The organism is Escherichia sp. MOD1-EC5990 (assembly GCF_002965285.1).
Classification (GTDB): Bacteria; Pseudomonadota; Gammaproteobacteria; order Enterobacterales; family Enterobacteriaceae; genus Escherichia; species Escherichia coli_F.
Genome location: NZ_PTRV01000037.1, coordinates 1 through 22432 on the forward strand (window position 1 = coordinate 1; position 22432 = coordinate 22432).

At 43.2% G+C, this 22432-nt stretch carries 11 protein-coding genes and 10 pseudogenes; 4 read left to right on the top strand and 17 right to left on the bottom strand.

The genetic code is table 11. The annotated features are described in order from the left end of the window. Positions 1–691 precede the first annotated feature (691 nt). Positions 692–877 carry a DUF4222 domain-containing protein gene (locus BEB42_RS24670; RefSeq protein ID WP_032321872.1) on the bottom strand — a complete coding sequence of 62 codons (186 nt, stop codon included), beginning with the start codon at positions 875–877 and terminating at the stop codon, positions 692–694. Between the two features lie 388 nt (positions 878–1265). Here BEB42_RS24670 and BEB42_RS26550 point away from each other — a divergent pair. Then, a pseudogene (locus BEB42_RS26550) lies at positions 1266–1437 on the top strand (transposase); the annotation flags it as partial. Positions 1438–1528: 91 nt separating this feature from the next. Here BEB42_RS26550 and BEB42_RS24680 read toward each other — a convergent pair. From BEB42_RS24680 to BEB42_RS26425, 4 genes and pseudogenes are all read right to left on the bottom strand, one after another. Beyond that, complete coding sequence (locus tag BEB42_RS24680; protein WP_236942415.1) at positions 1529–5344, bottom strand: autotransporter adhesin AIDA-I; 3816 nt, start codon at positions 5342–5344, stop codon at positions 1529–1531. Continuing rightward, positions 5341–6519, bottom strand: coding sequence for an autotransporter strand-loop-strand O-heptosyltransferase (locus tag BEB42_RS24685; RefSeq protein WP_000142813.1), 1179 nt, complete (start codon positions 6517–6519; stop codon positions 5341–5343). Before BEB42_RS24685 ends, BEB42_RS24680 begins: the two co-directional genes overlap by 4 nt. 303 nt (positions 6520–6822) lie before the next feature. Further along, positions 6823–7197: pseudogene (locus tag BEB42_RS27260) on the bottom strand (hypothetical protein); the annotation flags it as partial. A 213-nt stretch (positions 7198–7410) separates the two neighbouring features. Then, positions 7411–7713 carry a hypothetical protein gene (locus BEB42_RS26425; protein WP_001077892.1) on the bottom strand — a complete coding sequence of 101 codons (303 nt, stop codon included), beginning with the start codon at positions 7711–7713 and terminating at the stop codon, positions 7411–7413. Positions 7714–7742: 29 nt separating this feature from the next. On the opposite strand from BEB42_RS26425, the pseudogene BEB42_RS24700 reads away from it, so the two are divergent. Both BEB42_RS24700 and istA read left to right on the top strand, forming a co-directional pair. Continuing rightward, positions 7743–7970 (top strand): annotated as a pseudogene (locus tag BEB42_RS24700) (transposase zinc-binding domain-containing protein); the annotation flags it as partial. 98 nt (positions 7971–8068) lie between these two features. Next, complete coding sequence (gene istA / locus BEB42_RS24705; RefSeq protein WP_105267591.1) at positions 8069–9232, top strand: IS21 family transposase; 1164 nt, start codon at positions 8069–8071, stop codon at positions 9230–9232. Positions 9233–9402: 170 nt separating this feature from the next. On the opposite strand, the pseudogene BEB42_RS24710 reads toward istA, so the two are convergent. From BEB42_RS24710 to tnpA, 4 genes and pseudogenes are all read right to left on the bottom strand, one after another. Further along, positions 9403–9606: pseudogene (locus tag BEB42_RS24710) on the bottom strand (hypothetical protein); the annotation flags it as partial. 124 nt (positions 9607–9730) lie between these two features. After that, positions 9731–11344, bottom strand: coding sequence for an IS66 family transposase (tnpC, locus tag BEB42_RS24715; RefSeq protein WP_000080228.1), 1614 nt, complete (start codon positions 11342–11344; stop codon positions 9731–9733). Positions 11345–11374: 30 nt separating this feature from the next. Beyond that, positions 11375–11725, bottom strand: coding sequence for an IS66 family insertion sequence element accessory protein TnpB (gene tnpB, locus BEB42_RS24720; protein ID WP_000624710.1), 351 nt, complete (start codon positions 11723–11725; stop codon positions 11375–11377). Then, positions 11722–12141, bottom strand: a pseudogene (gene tnpA, locus BEB42_RS26430) (IS66-like element accessory protein TnpA). Before tnpA ends, tnpB begins: the two are co-directional and overlap by 4 nt. Positions 12142–12925: 784 nt before the next feature. On the opposite strand from tnpA, the pseudogene BEB42_RS24730 reads away from it, so the two are divergent. Then, positions 12926–13948, top strand: a pseudogene (locus tag BEB42_RS24730) (IS110 family transposase). A 294-nt stretch (positions 13949–14242) separates the two neighbouring features. On the opposite strand, the gene BEB42_RS24735 reads toward BEB42_RS24730, so the two are convergent. The 8 genes and pseudogenes from BEB42_RS24735 to BEB42_RS24770 all read right to left on the bottom strand — a co-directional run bounded on the left by BEB42_RS24735 (position 14243) and on the right by BEB42_RS24770 (position 22365). Further along, complete coding sequence (locus BEB42_RS24735) at positions 14243–14728, bottom strand: GNAT family N-acetyltransferase (protein WP_000501973.1); 486 nt, start codon at positions 14726–14728, stop codon at positions 14243–14245. Next, the gene (locus BEB42_RS24740) at positions 14716–15000 is read right to left on the bottom strand and encodes a type II toxin-antitoxin system TacA family antitoxin (RefSeq protein ID WP_001352814.1); all 285 of its coding nucleotides are present in this window, start codon (positions 14998–15000) and stop codon (positions 14716–14718) included. The genes BEB42_RS24735 and BEB42_RS24740 overlap by 13 nt, the downstream gene beginning before the upstream one ends. A 391-nt stretch (positions 15001–15391) precedes the next feature. Then, positions 15392–16869, bottom strand: a pseudogene (locus tag BEB42_RS24745) (alpha/beta hydrolase). A gap of 104 nt (positions 16870–16973) precedes the next feature. Continuing rightward, positions 16974–17920 (bottom strand): annotated as a pseudogene (gene ompP / locus BEB42_RS24750) (omptin family outer membrane protease OmpP). 237 nt (positions 17921–18157) lie between these two features. Beyond that, positions 18158–18313 (bottom strand): annotated as a pseudogene (locus BEB42_RS24755) (transposase domain-containing protein); the annotation flags it as partial. Positions 18314–18368: 55 nt separating this feature from the next. After that, a pseudogene (locus BEB42_RS24760) lies at positions 18369–18710 on the bottom strand (IS3 family transposase); the annotation flags it as partial. Between the two features lie 76 nt (positions 18711–18786). Then, on the bottom strand, positions 18787–20223 hold the full coding sequence (gene hlyD, locus BEB42_RS24765; RefSeq protein WP_000860464.1) for an alpha-hemolysin T1SS ABC transporter subunit HlyD: 1437 nt from the start codon (positions 20221–20223) through the stop codon (positions 18787–18789). 18 nt (positions 20224–20241) lie between these two features. After that, on the bottom strand, positions 20242–22365 hold the full coding sequence (locus BEB42_RS24770; protein ID WP_024222537.1) for a type I secretion system permease/ATPase: 2124 nt from the start codon (positions 22363–22365) through the stop codon (positions 20242–20244). Positions 22366–22432 lie beyond the last annotated feature (67 nt).

Here is a 22432-nt window from a genome sequence, read left to right on the forward strand (position 1 = left end):
AGCTGATAGAAACAGAAGCCACTGGAGCACCTCAAAAACACCATCATACACTAAATCAGTAAGTTGGCAGCATCACCCGTAACTGGGACTACATATCAGAAGTCTACCTGAATCCAGAAAAAGAGGCTGCATAACGTAATTTTATTACAAAAGGCGACAACTACCTTGAAAAACGCCGTTACTCACCGATCTCCTTCACGGTAATACGCAATATATACTGTTAACGATTAATATACATCTATTAAGAAAAACCAGTAATATCCTATTACTGATATCAATCAAACTATAAATACTCTTTACCTAGTACAACTATATCTACGATTATAAAAAGCCGGTCAGAAAACTTCTGACCGGTCGGTGATAATCACCATTGATTACTACATGGCACATTCCACTGGTATCTGTAGACATAACAAGTATAGTCATAGATACAGTAACTATAATATATAAAAATCCTAGTCTCTCTGTATAGAGAAATTCATTTACCCCTGTTATTTTTTCGGTATACCCCACACTTTTGTACATCTTCTTTCTTTGAAGAATCTTTCAATATAAAAATATTGATCTTTCCTGGATGCTTAAATCTCTCTTCTGCTTAATCAAATTGTTCATTACGCGAATGAGTTACAGTTTCTCCCAAGCAGACTAAGGTTGTGACTTATGTCACTTATGATACAAAATCCATATTTCATCATAAATCGTTGACGATTTTCTTAAATTTCCAGATAAAATTAGATAAAGGACGCATACAGGGATAGGGGTATCCCTCTCGCATAAAAACAACACATGTTTCTTTGACCTCTGTAACAACAATTCTCGCACCATGATCATCACGGTACTTTTGACTGATTTCAGGAAAAAATGAGACGTTCGACATATATAAACCACAGCAACAAAAACATCCAGCATATAAATAACACCATTAATTTTAATAATCTTTAAATTAAAAATTTAAGCTTTTATGGCAATGGTTATATATTTATGCTTAAGTACTAAAACTATAAGATTGGTCGACTAAAAATCGTCCGTACCATCTGGATAAGATAATGTTTTATAAGGCATGTATGGTTTGCGATTAAACCACCTTCAATTATATAAGTTAAGGATATTTAGGTTTATATAAAAACAATCTTATATGAGTCTGGATAACAGTAGTATATCATTTTTTGATCTTCCTGGTAGTTATATGCCACATTCAGCTAAACCACATAAACTAAAAATAACTGGCAATCACCCCTGTCAGCTCCTAAATTTAAAATGAAGGGAAAGTTCGACAGGACAGTTGCGTCATTAATAAATCGGTGTTCCTGGCATTGAACCTCTATATCAAAGTTCAGAGGTATGTGACTGGCCGAAAATAAAGGGGCTAAGTTCTGGTTCAATGTGCTGACTGAACTGAAAAAACGCGGTCTGAACGGCACCCTTATCATCTGTATAAAAATTAGGCAACCACACACCTCTATGTACAGGCTCGGGAAATTATCAGAATTTATATTTAATCCCCAGATCACCAGTGAGAATATATGCACTATTCTCTCCTGCCTGATAACCCCCCCCCCGCATTTACTGTCAGATTTTGAGAAATCTGCCCCTCAATACCTGTTTTTATTTCTCCCAGATTTCGTGTTCCCGATAAAAATTGAGTATCGCCATTCATACTTACTCCAAACTCATGTGTGTTATGAATCCAGTTTGTTTCAATGTATGGCCTAAATTCTCGATCAGTGTTTTTATCTACAGAACTTCTCACATTCCAGAAAGCACGAATACCAGCTTTCGTTTGAATATTATTTTCCCCTGCTACTTGTACTATGGTTCCATTACTCTCAAGATGCTTATCAGGAGTAACACCCATCCAGACTGCCTGTATATTAGGCTGGAGCCAGAATTGACCTTTAGTTCCATTTCGGGATATCCATGTTTGGACATTCACATTATACCCTCCACCAATAGAACCGGTTAAACCATTTAGAGTATATTTTTCTTTATCCAGATCATCACCTTTAACTGACGCATGAAACCAGTTATATTGCCCCCATGATTCGACAAAAATTCCATTAGCATTTACTCCATTCTGATACCATATTCCATATAAACCAACCGAATAGCCATCCAGTATATTTCTTGCAACTTTATCATTTGTATGGTTTATAGTTTTTCCTTTTGCATTTGCGTACCCGCCCATAACCCCTAATGTAAAGAGCCCCAGCCGCTCAGAATTTATCTTATAAATATCACCGCCTATCTGATTAACGAAGCTATTAGTCGTTGTTTTATTTTGACCATCACTCAGATGACCAGATATTCTTCCCCCGACAACCTTCATCCACACAGATGACGAATCGGGTTGTATATTCTCGTTCACGGTAGTGAATTGTTTACGTTCATTTAGATCAATCAAAAACAATGAGTTAGCCAATGACAGATTTGTAGCATAGCTTCCGTTTTCTGGCCTGTATTGTCGGGTATCAGATGTGGGGAGATGGCTTGTTAAATACCAGCCCTTCGGATTTGTTCCGTTTGTATTCCCTTTTTGTAAAGTGTAATCATATGCTCCGGCAACAACACGATTTTTTAAAGAAAACTCTGCATTAGAGTTCCCTTCTACTGAAACAATATTGATCCCCTCAATCGTCTGACCACCACTACCAGATTCATTTACATAAAGAATATCACTTTTACCAGTTGTATCTCCTTTAACAACTAAACGATCAGTAATGGAGTTATCACCTTCAAGTATCCCACCGAGTGACAAAACACTTCCTGGGGTTCCGGTGTAACTTGCCACCGTAAGAATATTACCAGCGCTCTCTTTTGTTGGGTTAAGTATAATATTTTTGTTGTTAACAACATTACCATTTACAGTAGCTGTAAGCGACTTTCCTGTTCCAAGTGTCAAATCAGCATTATTGATGACATTTCCGTTTATGATACCGTTATCAAGAATAACGTTTCCTTTATTTTCTACAGAACCATTAATGATAGCCTGATCAGTAACACTTATATAAGCATTTTGATCAACAAACACATTCGCATTAACAACTCCACCCCCTATTATAACACCTCCATCATTTATATTTACTCCCTGCCCCTGTGTCAATGTGCCTTCATAAGACATAGTCCCAGAATTATTCTTTATAAGTGAACCATTACCCGATAAATTTGTTTCAAAATTATAATCACCAGTAAGGTTCAGAATAAAATCACCATCATTCTGGATGTCAGTACCAGCAACAACGCCATCGGCATTAATGGTTGTGATACCATTAAGTATTCCTCCATCATCAATCCTTAATCTCCCTGCAGAATTAACCGTTGTATCTGTTGCAGTTCCACCAGAAGTAACGGCCAGAAGTCCACCATTTTCTAATACAACATTTGACGCTACGTTTTGTGAGACAGAGAAAGCACCGTAACGGTTAGTACCGGTAATGGTAGAACCTGTCGAGGTAATCAAATTACCACCACTACCTAAAGAAATATCCAGAGCCTTAGCATCCGAATCAACCCGTATCAAACCACCGTTTTTGATAGCAGTTCCGGTTACACTTCCTCCGGCATATACGAATTGAGCTCCCCCTTCATTGATAACAGTAGCAACCGCATTACCACCACTACTTACAGCCTGTAATGAACCACTGTTCAGTATTGTGCTGTTTGCCACCCCACCAGAGAGTACATATTCACGGCCTTCATTGTTAGCCACAGTACTGGTTGCAACCCCTGAATAAATATACTGCCGCCCGTCCTGATTAAGGACAGTACCAACCGCATTTCCTGTAAATATATTTAATTGCCCTTTCTGGTTAACCTGTGCATCGGAAACCACCCCTCCAGAAATATTAACAACGCCACCATTAAAAATTTGTGTTGCAGAAGTTTCACCTCCAGTATAAATAGTTTGCTTACCCCCAGAATAGACTTCAGTCGCAATACTTTTCCCGCCAGAAGAAACATTCTGGTTTCCACCGCTCAATTTTGTTTGTACAGCCATTCCAAGATTGTTCACCCTCTGGAATCCACTTGTATTAACAATGGTATTACTGGCCTCACCATTACTGTATATAAACTGATTCCCCCCTGCATTTATGATTGCGTTATATGCTACCCCGCCATTTAAGACATTTTCCCGTCCACCATTATTAATCAAACTGTTGCTTGTTTCCCCACCGGACAAAACACTCTGAATCCCTCCGCTATTAATAACTGAATTGTCTATATAACCACCTACTGAAATATTTACACGCCCACCCCGATTAATTTCTGTACCCTCAGCAACACCACCATTAATAATATTTTGATAACCACTATCATTAACCTGAGTACCAATCGCTATACCATCAGAATTTACGATTTGTACTCCCCTGATATTCGCACTAACGGCTCGCCCTCCGAAATATATATTCTGAGCACCTGAACTATTTACTATAGTACCTGAGACAATTCCTCCGGAAGAAATATTTTGCCTCCCTCCTGAATTGACTGTTGTATCAGTAACTTTTGCACCAGCATAAACAGTCTGAGTACCAGCATTATCAATTGTTGTACTTACAGCACTTCCACCAGATGACACATTCTGAATACCACCAGAAAGAGTGGTACTTGTTGCTCCTCCCCCTGAACTGATACGCTGAAAACCTCCGGAATTTACAGTTGTATTAGTTACATAGCCCCCAGCTGAAATATGTTGTACACCACCATTATTAATATACGTACTTACAGCACTCCCGCCAGAAAGGACATGTTGTATACCGGAATTATTAAGTATGGTATTTGTTCCTGTACCACCACTACTGATACGTTGCTGTCCTCCAGAACTTACATTCGTATTATCCGCGACACCTCCTGAGGATATCGTTTGATTTCCTCCCTTAAAAATAACTGTATTTGACGCATTACCAAGGTTATAAACATTCTGAGCACCTCCGCTCAGTTGTGTTGCGGAAGTTATCCCCCCTGAACTGACTCGCTGTATACCGCCAGAATTAACAATGGTACTTATTGCTGTACCTGATATTCCAACGTTCTGAGCTCCTGAACTCTCTATTGTAGTGGATGTTGTTTTTCCTCCATTGTTGACATTCTGTATCCCCCCGCTATTTACAGTTGCATTACTTGTTTGCCCACTTGAATAGACAACCTGGACTTCGCCAGAAGAAACAAACTCTCCGATAACAACGCCACTTGATATATTTTTTGCAAAACTGTTTCCGATGGTAGAAACAACAGCCAATGTCAGAATTGTTTTTTTTGCAAGAACAACCCCATGACACCGCGACAATTCAGAAACCACAATCCATGTCTGTCTGGCATGATTCCATACAACACTGTATGCTTTATTCATTTCATTACCTTTTCACAATCAGCTAAATACGAATGAAGCGAATCAATAACACCACACACCTGTTTACCGGTAATAAGTCGGGTACATTCAAACTGCCTTTCAGTACCTTTATATTCTGGACACCAAAGAAAATCTGTATGGTCGAAATCATAATTTGTTTTATCCCAACAACCATTACATCCATGTGAATTAAATACCCGCCATGGTGTATAAAACTCACTATTTGGTAATGTAAATCCGCTAATTAAAACTACCGGCACTCTCACCGCCCATGCTAACCACGATAAACCACTGGATAAGCCAACAAAGAAACTGGCATGCTTTAATAAATCCACTCGCTCCTGGAGAGGTACTGAACCTGTAAAATCTTCAGCCCCCCAGGGAATGTGATTCCAGACAAAACCATGACCTGAGTGAGCATTGCGATCAATACAAAGAACCCGATACCCAAGTTCCTTTAAATATTTAACAACCTCATCCCATCCCAGACCATTATTCCAGTGTTTTGCCTGTGCTGTAGACTGTACAGCAATACATACATAAGGCTCCTTAATTTTTCTTTCAGCCGTAAGATTAAGTCGCGGTGGTTCATCCTGAGGTGGTAACCCCAATATATATCCGGCATTACGATGAAAACCTATTAGGCGAAAATCTACAGGCTGATTGTCTGTATCACCCTTAAAAAACAACCCAATTCTGTATGTAGCATATGGTTTACTTTCAGTTTTCTCTTGCGCGGGAGTAAATTTTATTTCCGGATATTCATCTGAAAATAAAGTTATAAACTCTTCGCCGATTGAACATTCAAGTTGACATTGATGTTTCATGCGAAAATTTTCAGCCGAATGGAACCATGCCAGGATATCACCAAGGGTGCCTGTCGGATATGAGATAAGAACGTGTTTATTTTTAAGCTCCATTATTTCATCCAGAAAAGGGGTGGCCTCTCCTTTTTTGAATACTTGTATACGAAATTTTACATAATATTTCTTCGTACTACTCACCCATCCTGCCTGGGTATCACATGAAAATAAAATATTCCCTGACTCTTCATCAATGATATTAACATGCCACTCACCTTTTGGAAGTAAAACCCTTGCGCCATCATTAAAATCATATAAAACCCCTTTGCCTCCTTCCTGAGTTGGCATTTCCGGTGGTAATATAAAAGTCATACACGTCTCCCGAAGAATAACATCCAATTTTTAGTGAAACACTCATATCGTTATCATGAGCGCCTCATAATCAAAATATATCTCATATTATAAAAACAATTGTACTCATTGACATCAACTGTATTAATGACATAAATGCATTTATAATTATAGACGCATTGCATTTCCAACAAGGAAGTATAAAACATATATTTATCTGAAAATTATCGCGAATCAACAACATTCCCTTGTTACCTGCGTATATCATTAGATTCAGTGAGCATTCTTTTAAAATATCGATATGTTAAGATGTATACGGGGATGCGGACGTTTCTTGCGAACGGAGAAACGCTTACTATCATGGGAAGCAGAACTGTTCTACAGTCTGATAACGGGAATTATGGTCATCAGGTGGTAAAAGTTTCTGCAATTTATACGGGACTTCCGGGATGCAGGCTTACATCCGTAGGATACTTTTCTTCATTTCCGGAAAACTGGCGATACATGAGGCATTCAGTCACACAGTAACCATACATCATACTCCCGCATTTCCCGGAGACGATCATTGGTCAGGGTATATAGTACCTTAGTTGCTGACTTTTTCAGTCCGCAGACAGTCTTAACTGCCATCTCTTGCTCACAGTTAAGCTCCCGAATCCCTTTGCCCAAGGGATTCCTATTTACAAATTTCATCGGTATAATGAAAGTACTCCTAATATACATGCTTAAACAGTAAGTAAAATATCTCCCCGTGAAACAAAGGCAGAGATGAAATTTGCGCCCTGACATCTTCTCCTGATATTTTTCCTTACTTGCCTCAAAAAAAATTTTTTATTTATACCATAACAGTATTAAAGAGATAATATATCAACCACACACTCGTTTTAGTTCTGTGAAATATCAATTCCACTGTCATACCATGCTGGTATTATCACAAATATAAATATCCCCAAAATTCACGACGATGACTTCTTTGACGAAGAAGACGCAGAAGTTCTGCGCTTTGATAGTTTTGACGATGCCGTTGAGTGCTGCGCTGACCTGGGTATTCCGTTCTTTGTGGATACGGGAAACAAAAAGCTGGTCTTCTGGTTTGTTCGTGTTGATGACGAAGGGTATCCGGAAATAGCCCGCTGCACGGAGCGGGAGTTTGCAACCATTCTTGCCGGTATCAGCGCCGGCGGCATGTACTGTCCGGAGTGCGGCACGGTTCACTGGCCGGACGGAATCCCCCCGCCCTTCTGATGCTTCCCCGTTTTGCCGATATTTTTCAGCTGGGAAACCGCTGGCTTAACTGGCTGGAGAAACAGCCGGAAGGGGCTGTGCGTCCGGTGGTGATTGAGTCGGTGACAAAAATCATGGCGTGCGGGACCACACTGATTGGGTACACGCGGTGGTGTTGTTCATCCCCGGACTGCTGCCATACAAAAACGGTCTGCTTCCGGTGTAAAAGTCGCTCCTGTCCGCACTGTCAGCGCCAGTGATATAAGACGGTAATTCGCCATTTGGATTGTCCGCTCCACCCAACATGTTGTTTCCTTAAGGTTCCCACACCAGAAAGGACATCAACATGCTGAGCAGAGAGGACTTTTACATGATAAAGCAAATGCGCCAGCAGGGCGCGTACATTGTCGATATTGCGACTCAGATTGGTTGCTCTGAACGGACGGTCAGACGCTACCTCAAATACCCTGAACCGCCAGCCAAAAAGACCCGCCACAAAATGGTTAAGCTGAAACCGTTTATGGATTACATCGACATGCGCCTGGCAGAGAATGTCTGGAATAGCGAGGTTATCTTCGCGGAGATTAAGGCAATGGGTTATACGGGCGGACGTTCCATGCCGCGTTACTACATCCAGCCCAAACGTAAAATGCGTCCGTCAAAAAGAACAGTTCGCTTCGAAACTCAGCCTGGATACCAGCTCCAGCATGACTGGGGCGAAGTTGAGGTGGAGGTTGCCGGGCAACGGTGCAAAGTTAACTTTGCGGTTAATACGCTGGGGTTCTCCCGCCGCTTCCATGTCTTCGCCGCACCAAAACAGGATGCTGAGCATACCTGCGAATCACTGGTTCGCGCCTTCCGCTACTTCGGTGGTTGTGTGAAAACGGTGCTGGTTGATAACCAGAAGGCTGCGATGCTGAAGAATAACAACGGGAAAGTCGTGTTCAACTTCGGATTCCTGTTGCTGGCCGACCACTATAACTTCCTGCCACGAGCATGCCGTCCACGCAGGGCCAGAACAAAAGGTAAGGTTGAGCGGATGGTGAAATACCTCAAGGAGAACTTCTTCGTCCGGTACCGCAGGTTCGACAGCTTCACTCATGTTAATCAACAACTGGAGCAATGGATAGCCGATGTGGCTGACAAACGGGAACTTCGCCAGTTCAAAGAAACGCCGGAACAGCGCTTCGCGCTGGAGCAGGAACATCTGCAGCCGTTACCGGATACTGACTTCGATACCAGTTACTTCGACATCCGCCATGTGTCCTGGGACAGCTATATCGAGGTTGGTGGTAATCGTTACAGCGTTCCCGAAGCGCTGTGTGGTCAGCCGGTATCGATACGAATATCGCTGTTGCGGATCTACAGTAATGAGAAACTGGTGGCCTCACATCGCCTCTGTTCGGCATCGTCTGGCTGGCAGACAGTACCGGAGCATCACGCCCCGCTCTGGCAGCAGGTCAGTCAGGTGGAACATCGACCACTGAGTGCCTATGAGGAGCTGTTGTGATGCATGAGCTGGAAGTCCTGCAGAGTCGCCTGAAAATGGAGCGGCAGGCATCAGCGCGGTATGGAGTCCGTCTATGAATCACACAGTTTCTATTATTCTGGCGATTTCAATAAAGGCACTTGTTCGCGCTCTGTCATTTTCTGAAACTCTTCATGCTGCATTTCGATTTTCCTTCTAAGATCATAACTCGCATACCTGTTCTTTTTATGTATATCCATATCTATTTTTGTGACGAGTTCAAACCACAATGTTCGCACTCCCCATGCAGCGTTATGAAACATTTCCGCAACAGCTTTAGAGTCTGTATTAACTGCTTCGGTCATGTAGTCGCTAATACGTTCTGCGGTAATTTTCGTTATTTCATCGTAATTCATTTTATCTCCTACAAGATTATTTAATGGAATGCAAAATATCTGGCCTGATAATAATGTTCCAGAATTAATATCTGCAGGCTATGTTAAGTTGTCCGTAAGCGTTAACGGAGTGCCGTATTGACGCTTATTTATTGGTGAGTACTACATTCCATGGCAGGAGTTCGTTAACACGGTTGGAAGGCCATTCCGGCAGTACACTCAGGATATGGCGCAGATACGCTTCCGGATCTATACCGTTCAGTCGGCAGGTGCCGATCAGCCCGTACAACAGTGCTCCACGCTCGCCACCGTGATCGCTGCCGAAGAACACATAATTTTTCTTCCCGAGACAGACTGCACGAAGCGCTCTTTCTGCTGCATTATTATCTACCTCAGCCAAGCCATCATCACAGAAGTTGCACAACGCAGCCCAGTGCTTCCTGATATATCGGAACGCATCTCCCAGACGACATTTCTTCGATAACGTGTGTTCTTTCTCCTGCATCAGCTTATACAGGGAAGTCAGGAGCGGTCTACTCTGCATTTGCCTGACCGCCAGGCGTTCAGACACCGGTAACCCGCGTATATCGTGCTCGATGGCGTACAGTTCACCGATTAGTTTCAGTGCTTCTTCCGCCGTCGCGCTTTTAGTACTGATATATACATCGTGGATTTTGCGTCGCGCATGAGCCCAGCATCCTGCTTCCGTCAACGCGCCACCTTCACGTTCGGCACTGAACAGCCGATCGTAACCATTAAACGCATCTGCCTGCAGGATACCCCGGAAGGGACGAAGGTGCTGCTCCGGATGTTTACCCTGATGATCCGGTGAGTAGGCGAACCAGACCGTCGGAGGCTCTGGCGAACCGGCATTCCTGTCATCCCGGACATACGTCCAGATATATCCTGTTTTCGCCTTCTTCCTGCCCGGTGCCAGTACCTTTACCGGTGTGTCGTCAGTGTGAAGCTTGAAGGTATTCATCACGTAACGGTACAGGGCATCATTCAGTGGCGTCATTAACTGGCAGCACGCGTCAACCCAGTTGGAGAGTAATGCACGGCTCAGTTCGACGCCCTGGCGGGCAAAGATTTCACTCTGACGATACAGTGGCAGGTGTTCGCAGTATTTTCCCGTTAACACGCGGGCAAGTAATCCGGAGCCCGCGATGCCGCGCTCTATCGGGCGGGACGGCGCTGGCGCTTCAACTATACAGTCACATTTTGTACAGGCTTTTTTTAGCCGTTCTGTGCGGATCACTTTCAGGGCGCTACTCACCAGTTCCAGCTGCTCAGCACTGACTTCACCCAGATAATCCAGCTCACTGCCACACTCCGGGCAACAACTTTCTTCAGGCTCCAGGCGGTGTATTTCACGGGGAAGATGTGCTGGTAACGGACGACGATGACGTGACTGTCGCAACTGGCGGGGAACCTGCGGGTCATCCTCACGCCCACTGTAACGATCGCTTTCCTGTTCGCGTTGTTTCAGTTGGGCCTCAGCCTGTTCAACCTCACGCTGCAGTTTTTCAGAACGGGTACCGAACAGCATCCGGCGCAGTTTTTCCACCTGGGCCCGCAGATGCTCTATTTCCCGCTCATCTTCTTCGATCTTTTCTTCGGCACGTGCCAGCGCAGAACGCAGGAAGGCCTCCGTCTCTTCAACCAGACTCAGTTGTTGGTCTTTCTGACGGAGGGCTTCAGCCTGCTCAGAGAGCAACCTTTCCAGTTCAGTGATACGAATGAGGTATTTCTGACTCATGACCGTTTTTATAATCCGGCCATGACATTTTTACAACATTGTCAGTGCGTTAAGACGGGATGTTTTTGGCTGACGCCAGTCCAGCTTATCGAGGAGCATTGCCAGTTGCGAGCGGGTAATGGATATCTTGCCGTCACGCACCGCAGGCCAGATAAACTGGCCTTCCTCCAGGCGTTTGGTGAACAGGCACAGGCCATCAGCATCAGCCCACAGGATTTTAATCGTGTCACCCCGTCGGCCACGGAAGATGAACAGGTGACCGGAGAAGGGATTATCATTCAGCACATGCTGTACCTGTTCTCCCAGTCCGTTGAAGGATTTACGCATATCGGTAACGCCGGCAACGAGCCAGATGCGGGTGCCTGACGGGAGTGAGATCATCGTCCCCTCCCGGTCAGTTCACGGATCAACACTGTGAGCAGCTCTGGTGAAGGATTTTCCAGCGTCATGTTACCGTGACGGAACTCCACCTTGCAGGAGCTGGCACTGACAGTAGTCTAAGTGGATAAGGGCGGAGTAAGAGCAGCCATCGGTTCTTTCGGCTCATCAGGCGTTATCTCTACAGGTAATAATTCAAGGCCTGCGTCAGAAGTGGTTGTCACCGGAAGACGCCGTGATATACGCCCTTCGTTTTGCCAGAGTCTGAGCCATTTGAAAATAACATTATCATTGACGCCATTTTCTCGTGCAATCTGGGCCACACAAGCACCGGGTTGTGATGCCAGTTCAACCATACGAAGTTTGAATTCATTCGAATACTTTTTACGAGGTTCTTTTCGCCAGTCCTGTAATTCCATACTTAGATGTCCGTCTGTGTCAGATGGGCGTCTAAGTTACCAATTCTTGTCTAATGGCTACATAGGGCGGTCGGTTTACGCTTACGTTTACATAAATATCAACGGCCATAATTTCATGGCCATCTGAATCATACCCCAGCGATTCTGCACCGGGATTTGTAATACGTACAGGGTCAGACATTCGGTATCTCCTTCATCCTCTGAGGAAAACAAATGAAATAACTGCTTGTATACATGGATACATATACAGCATTAATTTATTAAGGAGAAAATGGCATGTCAAGACTTAATGATAGTGATTATCATTAGCGTGAAGAGGTGTTATACCGTTCAGAAAGCCGGCTGACGCTGTGGCAGCATCACAGTCTGAGTATTCTCTGGTGCAATACAAAAACCGGACTTTCCCGTAACAACAGACAATGTTACGGGAAAAGTAACAGAACTGAGCCACGAAATATCTCAGTACCTGAGATGCATAAAAACACCGTACATATGTTTCTCAAAAGGGGGATGATCGTTATCCAGCCATTTCGGTGGATCGGTATGCAGAACACCAATCTGCTTCATGCCGGTATGCTGCCTGGATTTTCTCGCGCAGTAATCATTGTCTTCATATCGTAATACGCGATAATTTAAAAGTGATAGCCACTGACATTAAATCAATCCCTTACGGGATGAGATGGTTAAATAATACGCTAAACGAATGGAAGGGACTTCCCCTGGATATGCACCTGATTAACACTTGTGCAATCATGGGGTAAACATAGCCCCGGAGAGATTCGTTATGACCATCACTACTATCGGCATCGATCTTGCTAAAAATGTGTTCGCTGTTCATGGTGTTGACCAAAATGGCAAAACCGTTCTGGTGAAATCCAGAGTAACCCGCGCAGCTCTTCCCGGGTTGATTGCAGGTTTACCGCCCTGTGTTATCGGGATGGAGGCGTGCTCCGGGGCTCATTACTGGGCAAGACTGTTTCGGCAATATGGTAATGAGCCGCGTCTGATGGCCGCTAAATTTGTATCTCCATACCGCATGGCCGGTAAATCAGGGAAAAATGATGCAGCTGATGCTCAGGCTATCTGCGAAGCGGTTCGTCGCCCACATATGCGGTTTGTTCCAGTTAAGGACGAGAGCCGGCAGGCGATGCAGTGTCTGCATCGTCCCCGACAGGGTTTTATCGAAGAGAAAATAGCAACATATAATCGTCTTCGAGGGTTGATATCAGAGTTCGGCGTCATCGCCCCACAAGGTACAGATGCCCTGCGGCACATAGTTTCTGCGCAGAAGAACTCTTTACCTCTTCAGGTTCAGCAATGTGTTGATGATTTGCTGGAACACGTTGATCGCATTGAAGCTAACATCACTGAATATGACCAAATTTTGCCCCGCATAGCCAAAACAGATCACCGCAGTCAGCGGCTGATGAAGCTAAAAGGAGTTGGTCCTACAACTACCTGTGCTCTGGTTGCCTGTATCGGTAATGCACATGATTTTAAAAATGGACGGCAACTGGCGGCCTAGCTGGGGTTGATTCCATCACAATACAGCAGCGGCAGAAAGTCGAAGCCAGGCAGGATAACAAAAGCCGGTGATTCGTATCTGCGAACGCTTCTGGTACAGGGAGCCCGTTCAGTACTGATTGGCGCAGAGAAAAGGACTGACTCATTCAGTCGTTGGGTCTGTTCACTAGTCGAACGCAGAGGATACTGGCGCGCTGTTGTGGCCATCGCCGCCAAAAATGCAAGACTGTGCTGGGCATCATTGCATTACGGTGATGATTTCAGGCTGTATTCAGCCAGCTAAAGCAGGAAGAAACCGTATGACCATCTGATCTGCAACTCGTTGATGATAAAGGGTTAGACCCCGTGAGGTATATCTGATTATTGTACAGGATATACGTATCCGCTTAACGAACAAGAGCCTCACGCGCGTCTTTCATCAGGGTCCGAATCGATAATGATTCATTATGGCCGTTTATAGTACCGCAGTCTCTCCCCCTTTATTTTTAACTGTTGTGCAGACAAACCATAAATACCGACGTTGACTGTTCGGGGAAGTCCTTATAGTACAATAATTTTCGATCTCCAAACTGCCCCCTTATTGAGGGAGTTTAAGAAACAATGTTTGCACCTGGGTTTTTGATGGCTTAAAACCATGGTGAATATAAAAGTGTTTTGCGTTTTCCGTAAGTGCATGAACCATAATTGCACGCACACCTATATTTTCGGCCACTCTGTAACAACGACAAACCGCATCATGCAGTAAATCTGCACCAAGCCCTTTACCACGGAATGACGCATCAACAGCCAGGCGTGCAAGTATAATGACAGGGATAGGGTCAGGCATATTGCGCCGAAGGTTGCCTGTAGCTTCTGTATGGTTGACACTGCCAGTAGCCAGTGAGTAAAAACCAACTACTTGTTGCGTACCTTTCCTGCATACAACAAAAGTCCGGGTGGCTCCGAGAGCCTGATTTTTTAGCCCCTTCTGCTTTAACCAGTCATCAAGAACAGTTTCACCGCTGACAAATTCAGCGACCTGATGAAATGAGGATAAAGGTTCTGGTGCTGTTACACATCCCATTGAGGTTTCCTTGCCAGCAATTTTTCGATGGCAGGCTCATCTGCAACCGGAGCATCAAGCATTTCGATGAACTCTTCATATTGCCTGTCATTAAAATTAAACACCCGCCGGTCGAGAATAACATCTTCAGCAGCTTTACAGGCCATTTCCAGAATGAAGTCTGTACGTGACTTATGAAGAATTTCTGCAGCAGTGTCAATGAGTATCCGCTGTGATTCTCTTGCTCTGAGATTGAGTTGAACACCTGATTTCATAAAACCTCCGTATATCATTTGCTTTACAACAATAGCACAGTGACGATATATAGCAAATGATATACACGAAGTAACAGGTTAGAGATGCCGCGTCAGCGGCATGGAAGGCGGCATTCTGTTGTTGCATATAGCACAGGAGTAAAACCGCCGAAGCCCGGCGTAAGCCGAGACGCATATGATAGATTTCACCTATCATATCCCCGCCCTGCCAAGCCATACCCGCTTTCAGCCATGACAGAGCTTCTGTGCGCAGTCGGAGTGGTCCGTTAGGGCCGCTTACATTTATCCTAAGCCCTGTCCCCTCTGAACTGGCGTTTCCTGCGCTCAACTGATATCAAAAGAGGGTTAGCAGGCCCCGACATCAAAGCACTGATGTTATTTAATGTCGGGAGTAATATTTTATTTAATATCAGTTAGTATCTCCGTTACCACTTCCCTGACACGTTATATCTTCAGATTTCCCCGGAAACAGGAGGTGACGAACAACAGCCTCATCCACACATAAATTAGCGCCAGCGTATGCCCGTCACCGTTAATAGTCAGTAACGGAGCTGAAAATTTATCTGCCATTTTACGGGCATTTATCCAAGGAGTTGTCGGATCATATTTTTGTGCCACAAACAGTAAACCGGATGGTAAAACAGTATTCTTCAGGCGTGTCTGTTGCAGATCACGATGAATTGGCCATAATTCACAAAATTCAGGTAAATCGGACTGTTCCCTCTTAAAATTAACGGCCGGAAATGCGTCAGCAAGGGCTTTTTTTCGCGATTTTCGTTGTTCCTGTGATAATTGTTCATCACCCTGATCAACACATAATATTACGCCCAGAGCATCACTGACTTTTTCCGATGCTATGGAAAAATTAAGTGCAGTTTCAATTTCATTGCTGACAATACCCTGAGAGAACTGACGTACGGCCGTTGCAAGTGTTGGCCATGATGAGCGCCATAACAGAAGCTCTGTCGTTAATGATATGAGATCATCTGAAGATATACTTTCCCCCCTGCTGTCTGTTAAAGGAGAATTATGTAATTTTAATAAAAGCTGATGGAACTGATGTATTGCCTGATTCCTGTCTGACGAAAGTGGACAACTTTTTGTCCTGGCACACCATGCAGCAAAACGATCAAACGTTTCCTGATAACTGTGGGCCTGCCTGAGTTGCCATGAAAAATTATCATTTAAATCATCAATATCAACGACGCCGTCAAGAACTATAGATCTGATGCTGGAGGGAAAACGTTCAGCATATAAGGCTGCAATCTGTGTACCGTATGAATATGCTACAGCTGTCAGTTGTTTATCTCCCAGTGCTTGTCTGATGCGTTCAATATCATATACAGCCTCATGAGATCCAATATGGCGAATGACTTCAGCTCCTGTATTATGGATACAGGCATTAATTTTCTGTAAAATTAGTTGCTTTTCGCTTACATTCACCGATCTTTCTTGATTGGGTTGCTGGCAGTTTATGGCAGGAAAGGACTGACCGACACCTCGTGGATCAAAACCGATAATGTCCCATGATTCCCGAAGATTTGTGACCGGCCAGTCAAAATTGATATAAGGATTAATTCCGGGTAATCCAGGCCCACCACTTATTATAATAATACTCCCTTTACGTTTACTTTTTGCCGGCAGCTTTGTCATCGCCAGTCTGACAACTGGTATATTTTCATCTGAAATATCCCCACCTGTGTCGGTATATTTTAACGGTACAGATAGATATCCGCATAACAACTCAGGTGAAGGGCTTTCTGTACCAAACCAGTCACTGTATGGACTGGTCATACAGGATTGCCACTCGATCTGTCTGGCAGACACTGTTCCGCAAAGAAAAACAGAAAAGATAAACAATACTAAGGTCCTTCTTAAAGGCTTCATTATCACACGCATTGCATCTCCTGCATTGGTAAATTATTACCCTGACCAACAGACATAATCCCCGGCGGCATAATTCTCACCGGGGATGGTGACAGTTAATGTTGTTAAAACGTGTACTTCAGACCGGCCGTCGTAATGAAGTTGTAATTTTCAATTCCAGCCCCGTTATTATTATGCTCCGAAGTATTATCACTACGGTCGTAAAGAGATGTATCCCCTTTTTTATTTGTGAGACGACTCCATACACCTTCGATGTACACCTTTGCCTCTGGGGTGATATAGTAACCGGCATTAACTGCAACAGAATAGTAATTCTGGTTTTTTACTTTGCTTCGGAATGTGGTCTGTCTTACATAATGCTCATCATTATCAGATCCCCTGACCCATCCGCTGTATTTAAATGCACCACCAAACTCAAAATTATCGTAACGGTAGTTTCCTGTCAGACCGACATAAGGAATTTTAAAATGTTGTTTATAACCAATCACTTTTATTTTATCAGGTAACGCTCCCGTTTCATTCCGGAAACCACCATTCTCACTGTAAATATAAGTTCCTCCTGTAGCATTAAAACTGTAACGGCTTTCCTGATAACCTGCCATAATAGCAAGGCGATAATCAGATTCTTTAAAAAACAAGCCTTTAACGTTCAAATCAAATTCGTTGGCATAATTAAGCCGTGTATCAGGATGCCTGCTTTCATCTGTCCATGTTCCGGGAATCCTGGAATCCATCCAGTCCTGATCAACCATATTTCCCCCCGACTATTGAGTGTGCTCCAGCCAGCTGCACCAACAGATAACCATGGATTTAGCACCCAGTTAATGGCGCCTTTAAGAATGGCTGCGTTACTGTATTTCCAGTCCAGCTGGCTGACTTTACGTCCACCTTCTTCAGGCTCATAAACCCGTTCTTTTGTTTTGCCACTCAGTGTACCTAAATTAATCTCTGTATTTATACTCTCCGGGCTAAATAAATCAGAGGTAGAAGCAGCCTGAGAGCAAAATACAACAGGTGCTACAAGCATAATTGCCAGAAGCTTAGTTTGCATAACTATGACTCCATTCTGTCACTTTTATATAAAAATTCTTTTGATGGGTGTTTGTAAGTCAATTATCAGATGTTGATTCGTTTACTTTCTGTTTAACATAGCGATTCATTTTTGTGAGATATATCAATATATCTAAATGATATACGGTAATAGTGTGTACATCATATCAAGTAGGCGGCCTGGACGGTCACTTCTGAGAAAAGGCATTTACACAGAATCCTAAACAGGCTCAACTTTCTAGGGCAACAAATCGCGTACCCGGTTTGCCGGCCAGTCCTGGATATGCTCAATGACGTAACGCAGCCATTTTTCTGGTTTCACATTGTTCAGACGGCATGTGCCGATCAGCGAGTACAACACCGCCGCATATTCGCCACCGCTGTCGGAACCCGCGAGTTGTCAACGCCACGATGTTTTCCCCTTACCGTCTTATATCACTGGCGCTGACACCTCTCCGGGTTGCCATTGTGGTGATACGTCTTGCTCCGGCCAAACCGTGACTGATGCCATGTAGCTCAAGTATCTGACTACGTAATACAGCCCGTCTGCCGTCTGGTTTTTCAGGACGGTTTTACCAGTATCTGTAGCTGCTGTGATGAACCCTAAACACATGGCAGAGTGTGACCACAGGATAACGCGTCCTGAGTTTCCCGATTACAGAGAACTGTTCAGGGAGTCCAACATCAAGAACTCGGTAGCTTTTTCCTCAGCTCACGTATTTCAATTTGTTCTGGTGTCATCGAGAGAGCCTTGGTGTTTTGCCCTGACGCTCATCACGCTGTTGTTTGACTTGGCTTCCGGATCAATGCAGTTCAGACGGCAAGTGCCACGCAGCACGTATAGCAGCAAATACTGGCTTCTGAAACTTAACGCTCACGTAAACTTTCTGTTACTGACTCTTCTAAAGGACTAAGAAGATAACTGATTACACTTCGCATACCTGTCTTTATTTCTGCAGTGACTGCCATACCCGAGCTTAATGGAATGTTTTTATTCCCGGTTGACAAACCATTCTCTTCAATAGAAATAATAACATTAAAAACAAGCCCCAGTCTCTGGTCTTCTATTGCATCTAAATTTATATTTTTCACCTTACCCACCAGATAACCATATCGTGTATAAGGAAATGCCTCCACTTTAATGATGGCATTCTGCCCGACGTTAATAAAACCAATATCTTTATTTTGTACCAGAGCAGTAACCTCCAGCGTGTCATCTTCCGGAACGATGACCATCAGTGTTTCCGCTGTTGTAACAACCCCACCTTCAGTATGAACCTTCAGTTGCTGAACTTTTCCCGAAACTGGGGCCCTGATTACTGAAGCCTGTTGACGCTCTTCATTTTTCGCTAATTCCAGAGTTAATAACCCAATGTTGTCTGTTGTTTGTCTTAGCTTATCTAAAATTTCATTTTTAAAAAGCTGCGTAACAAGCTGATATTCTTCTTTTGCAGACAATATCTCACTCTCAATTTGCTCCAGTTGTGATTTATAAACTCGTAATTCATTTACTGCTTCGACGTATTTATTCTCCTGCTCAAGTACAGCATGTTTTGCAATTGCCTGTTTATGCAATAAACTACTGAAATCATCCAGACGGCTTTTTTCAACCCTTGATAAATTTTCATAACGGTTTATACGGGCAAGTACTGTTAATCGCTCTGCTCTTTTCTTATCCAGATTCAGTTCTTTTTGATACTTCTGATTTTGCCATGTGGAAAACTGTTCTTTTATCAAAGAAGTTAAACGCAGTACTTCCTCTTCAGATACATTCTGAAAATAAGGCTCATCAGGAAGCTTTAGTTCAGGTAGTTTATTTAATTCAATTGACCTGCTCAGAATTTGATACCGAGTTTGTTCCAGCCTGGCCTGTAACAGTAATGACTGTGTTTTTAACGTATCAGCTTCAGCTCCCAGTGCTGTAAGCTTTAATAACACATCCCCTTTCCGGACTGACTCTCCTTCTTTTACGATAATTTCTTTAACTATTGAGTTTTCAATAGGTTTAATTTCTTTACTACGCCCACTGTGTGTTAATTTCCCATTTGCAGTGGCAACAATTTCCACTTGGCCTAAAACAGATAAAATAAAAGCAATAACCAGAAACCCCATAATAAAATAAGCAACCAGACGCGGCCGTCTGGATACTGGCGTTTCAATTAATTCCAGATGAGCGGGTAAGAATTCATTTTCGTCCTTTTCACGTACCGGAGTATCTAATTGCTTCCGGATTTTCCATGTTTCACTCCAGACAAGTTTATAGCGCAACAGGAACTCGCTGAACCCCATTAACCATGTTTTCATATTCTTCTGTTCTTTCTGTTAGTCTGACTGTAGCTGATATAAGTAACTGTATAAACTTTCCGGTTCAGAAAGCAGCTCCTTATGTTTACCCTGTTCAACAATTTTCCCTTTTTCCATGACAATAATGCGGTCTGCATTTTTTACTGTAGACAGACGATGAGCAATGATTATAACCGTTCTGCCCTTACATATTTTGTGCATATTGCGCATGATGACATGCTCCGACTCATAATCCAGAGCACTGGTTGCTTCATCAAAAATGAGTATTTTAGGGTTGTTCACCAGCGCCCTTGCAATTGCGATGCGTTGACGTTGACCTCCGGATAATCCTGCCCCCTGTTCCCCGACAATGGTGTTATACCCCTCACGCAAATCAGAAATAAAATCATGAGCGCCTGCTAATTTCGCTGCATAAATAACTTTTTCGACGGACATGCCAGGATTAGCCAGTGAAATATTATCAATAATACTGCGATTAAGCAGCACATTGTCCTGCAACACAACCCCCACCTGACGACGTAACCAGTTAGGATCAGCCAACGCAAGATCATGTCCATCAATTAATACCTGGCCATTTTCAGGAATATAAAAACGTTGAATTAATTTAGTTAATGTGCTTTTTCCAGAACCAGAACGTCCGACAATACCAATAACCTCCCCCTGCTTAATACTAAGATTGATATTGTCCAAAATAACCGGAGAATCAGGTTTATAGCGAAACCGGATATTACGAAAAGTGATATCACCATTAATTTCCGGTAATGCCAGTTTCCCATGATAACTTTCAGTTGGAGAGTTAAGCACATCACCAAGGCGGGTAACTGATATACCAACCTGCTGGAAATCCTGCCAGATTTGTGCAAGGCGAATAACCGGTGCAACAATCTGACCAGCAAGCATATTAAAAGCAATTAACTGACCAATACTTAAATCCCCGGAAATAACCAGGTGTGCTCCCAACCATAGGTTGATGATCATAACAGTCTTTTGTATTAACTGTATTCCTTGTTGACCAATGGTTGCTAATACTGTCACTTTAAAGCCTGCAGCAACATATCCTGCCAATTGTTTGTCCCATATGTTCGTCATCTGAGGTGAGACTGCCATAGCTTTTATAGTGTTAATCGCCGTTACTGATTCCACCAGGAAAGATTGATTATCCGCATTCCGTGAAAACTTATCATCAAGGCGACGTCGCAAAATGGGGCTAATAAAAACAGACCATGCAGCATAACAAGGCAGCGAAAATAAGATCACCAGAGTAAGCTTTGGGCTGTAATACCACATTACCGCAAAAAATATGAATGAAAATAATAAGTCCAGAACAGATGTTAATGCCTGTCCTGTCAGAAAATTACGGATCTGGTCTAATTCTCTTACCCTCGCAACAGTATCACCAACACGACGACTCTCAAAATAAGAGATCGGTAGCGCCAGTAAATGCCGGAAGAGTTTGGCACCCAACTCAACATCAATCCGACTTGTACTATGTGCAAAAATGTAAGTTCTTAAACCGCTGAGTATAATCTCAAACACCACTACAACAGATAATGCGACAGTAATAACATTAAGGGTTGAAAACCCCCTGTGCACTAATACTTTGTCCATAACCACCTGAAAAAAAAGGGGGGTTATTAATGCAAATAATTGTAAAAAAACAGATACAACAAGGGTTTCAATAAATATTCTCCTGTATTTTATAATGGCAGGAATAAACCAGGTAAAGTCAAATTTTGCCAGTTTCCCGGTAACAGAAGAACGGGAAGCAATAAGAATAATATGCCCCTGATATAACGCCTCAAACTCAGACTGTTCGAGAACACGGGGATTTCGCTGCTCCAAATCAAAAATAAGATATCTGTTTACTTCTTTACTGATTTTAGTCAGAATAAAATGACGTCCATCCTCTCTCCAGACTAATGCGGGCAGAAAAATAAAGTTTAATCGATCAATTGTTTTTTTTACCTGTTTTACCTTTAGTTCTAAAGATTTCGCAGCAAGCAACCATGACGTTAATCCCAGACCAGTCCCGTCTGTATCAAATCTATGTTTAATTTCTTCCGGGTTAACAGAGACGTTATGGTATTGGGCTAAAATCTCCAGGGCGTATAACCCATAATCAATTTTATGACAAGAATCCATTATGACTCCCCAAAAAAAAAATAGCAATCTTATGTGGCACAGCCCAGTAAGATTGCTATCATTTAAA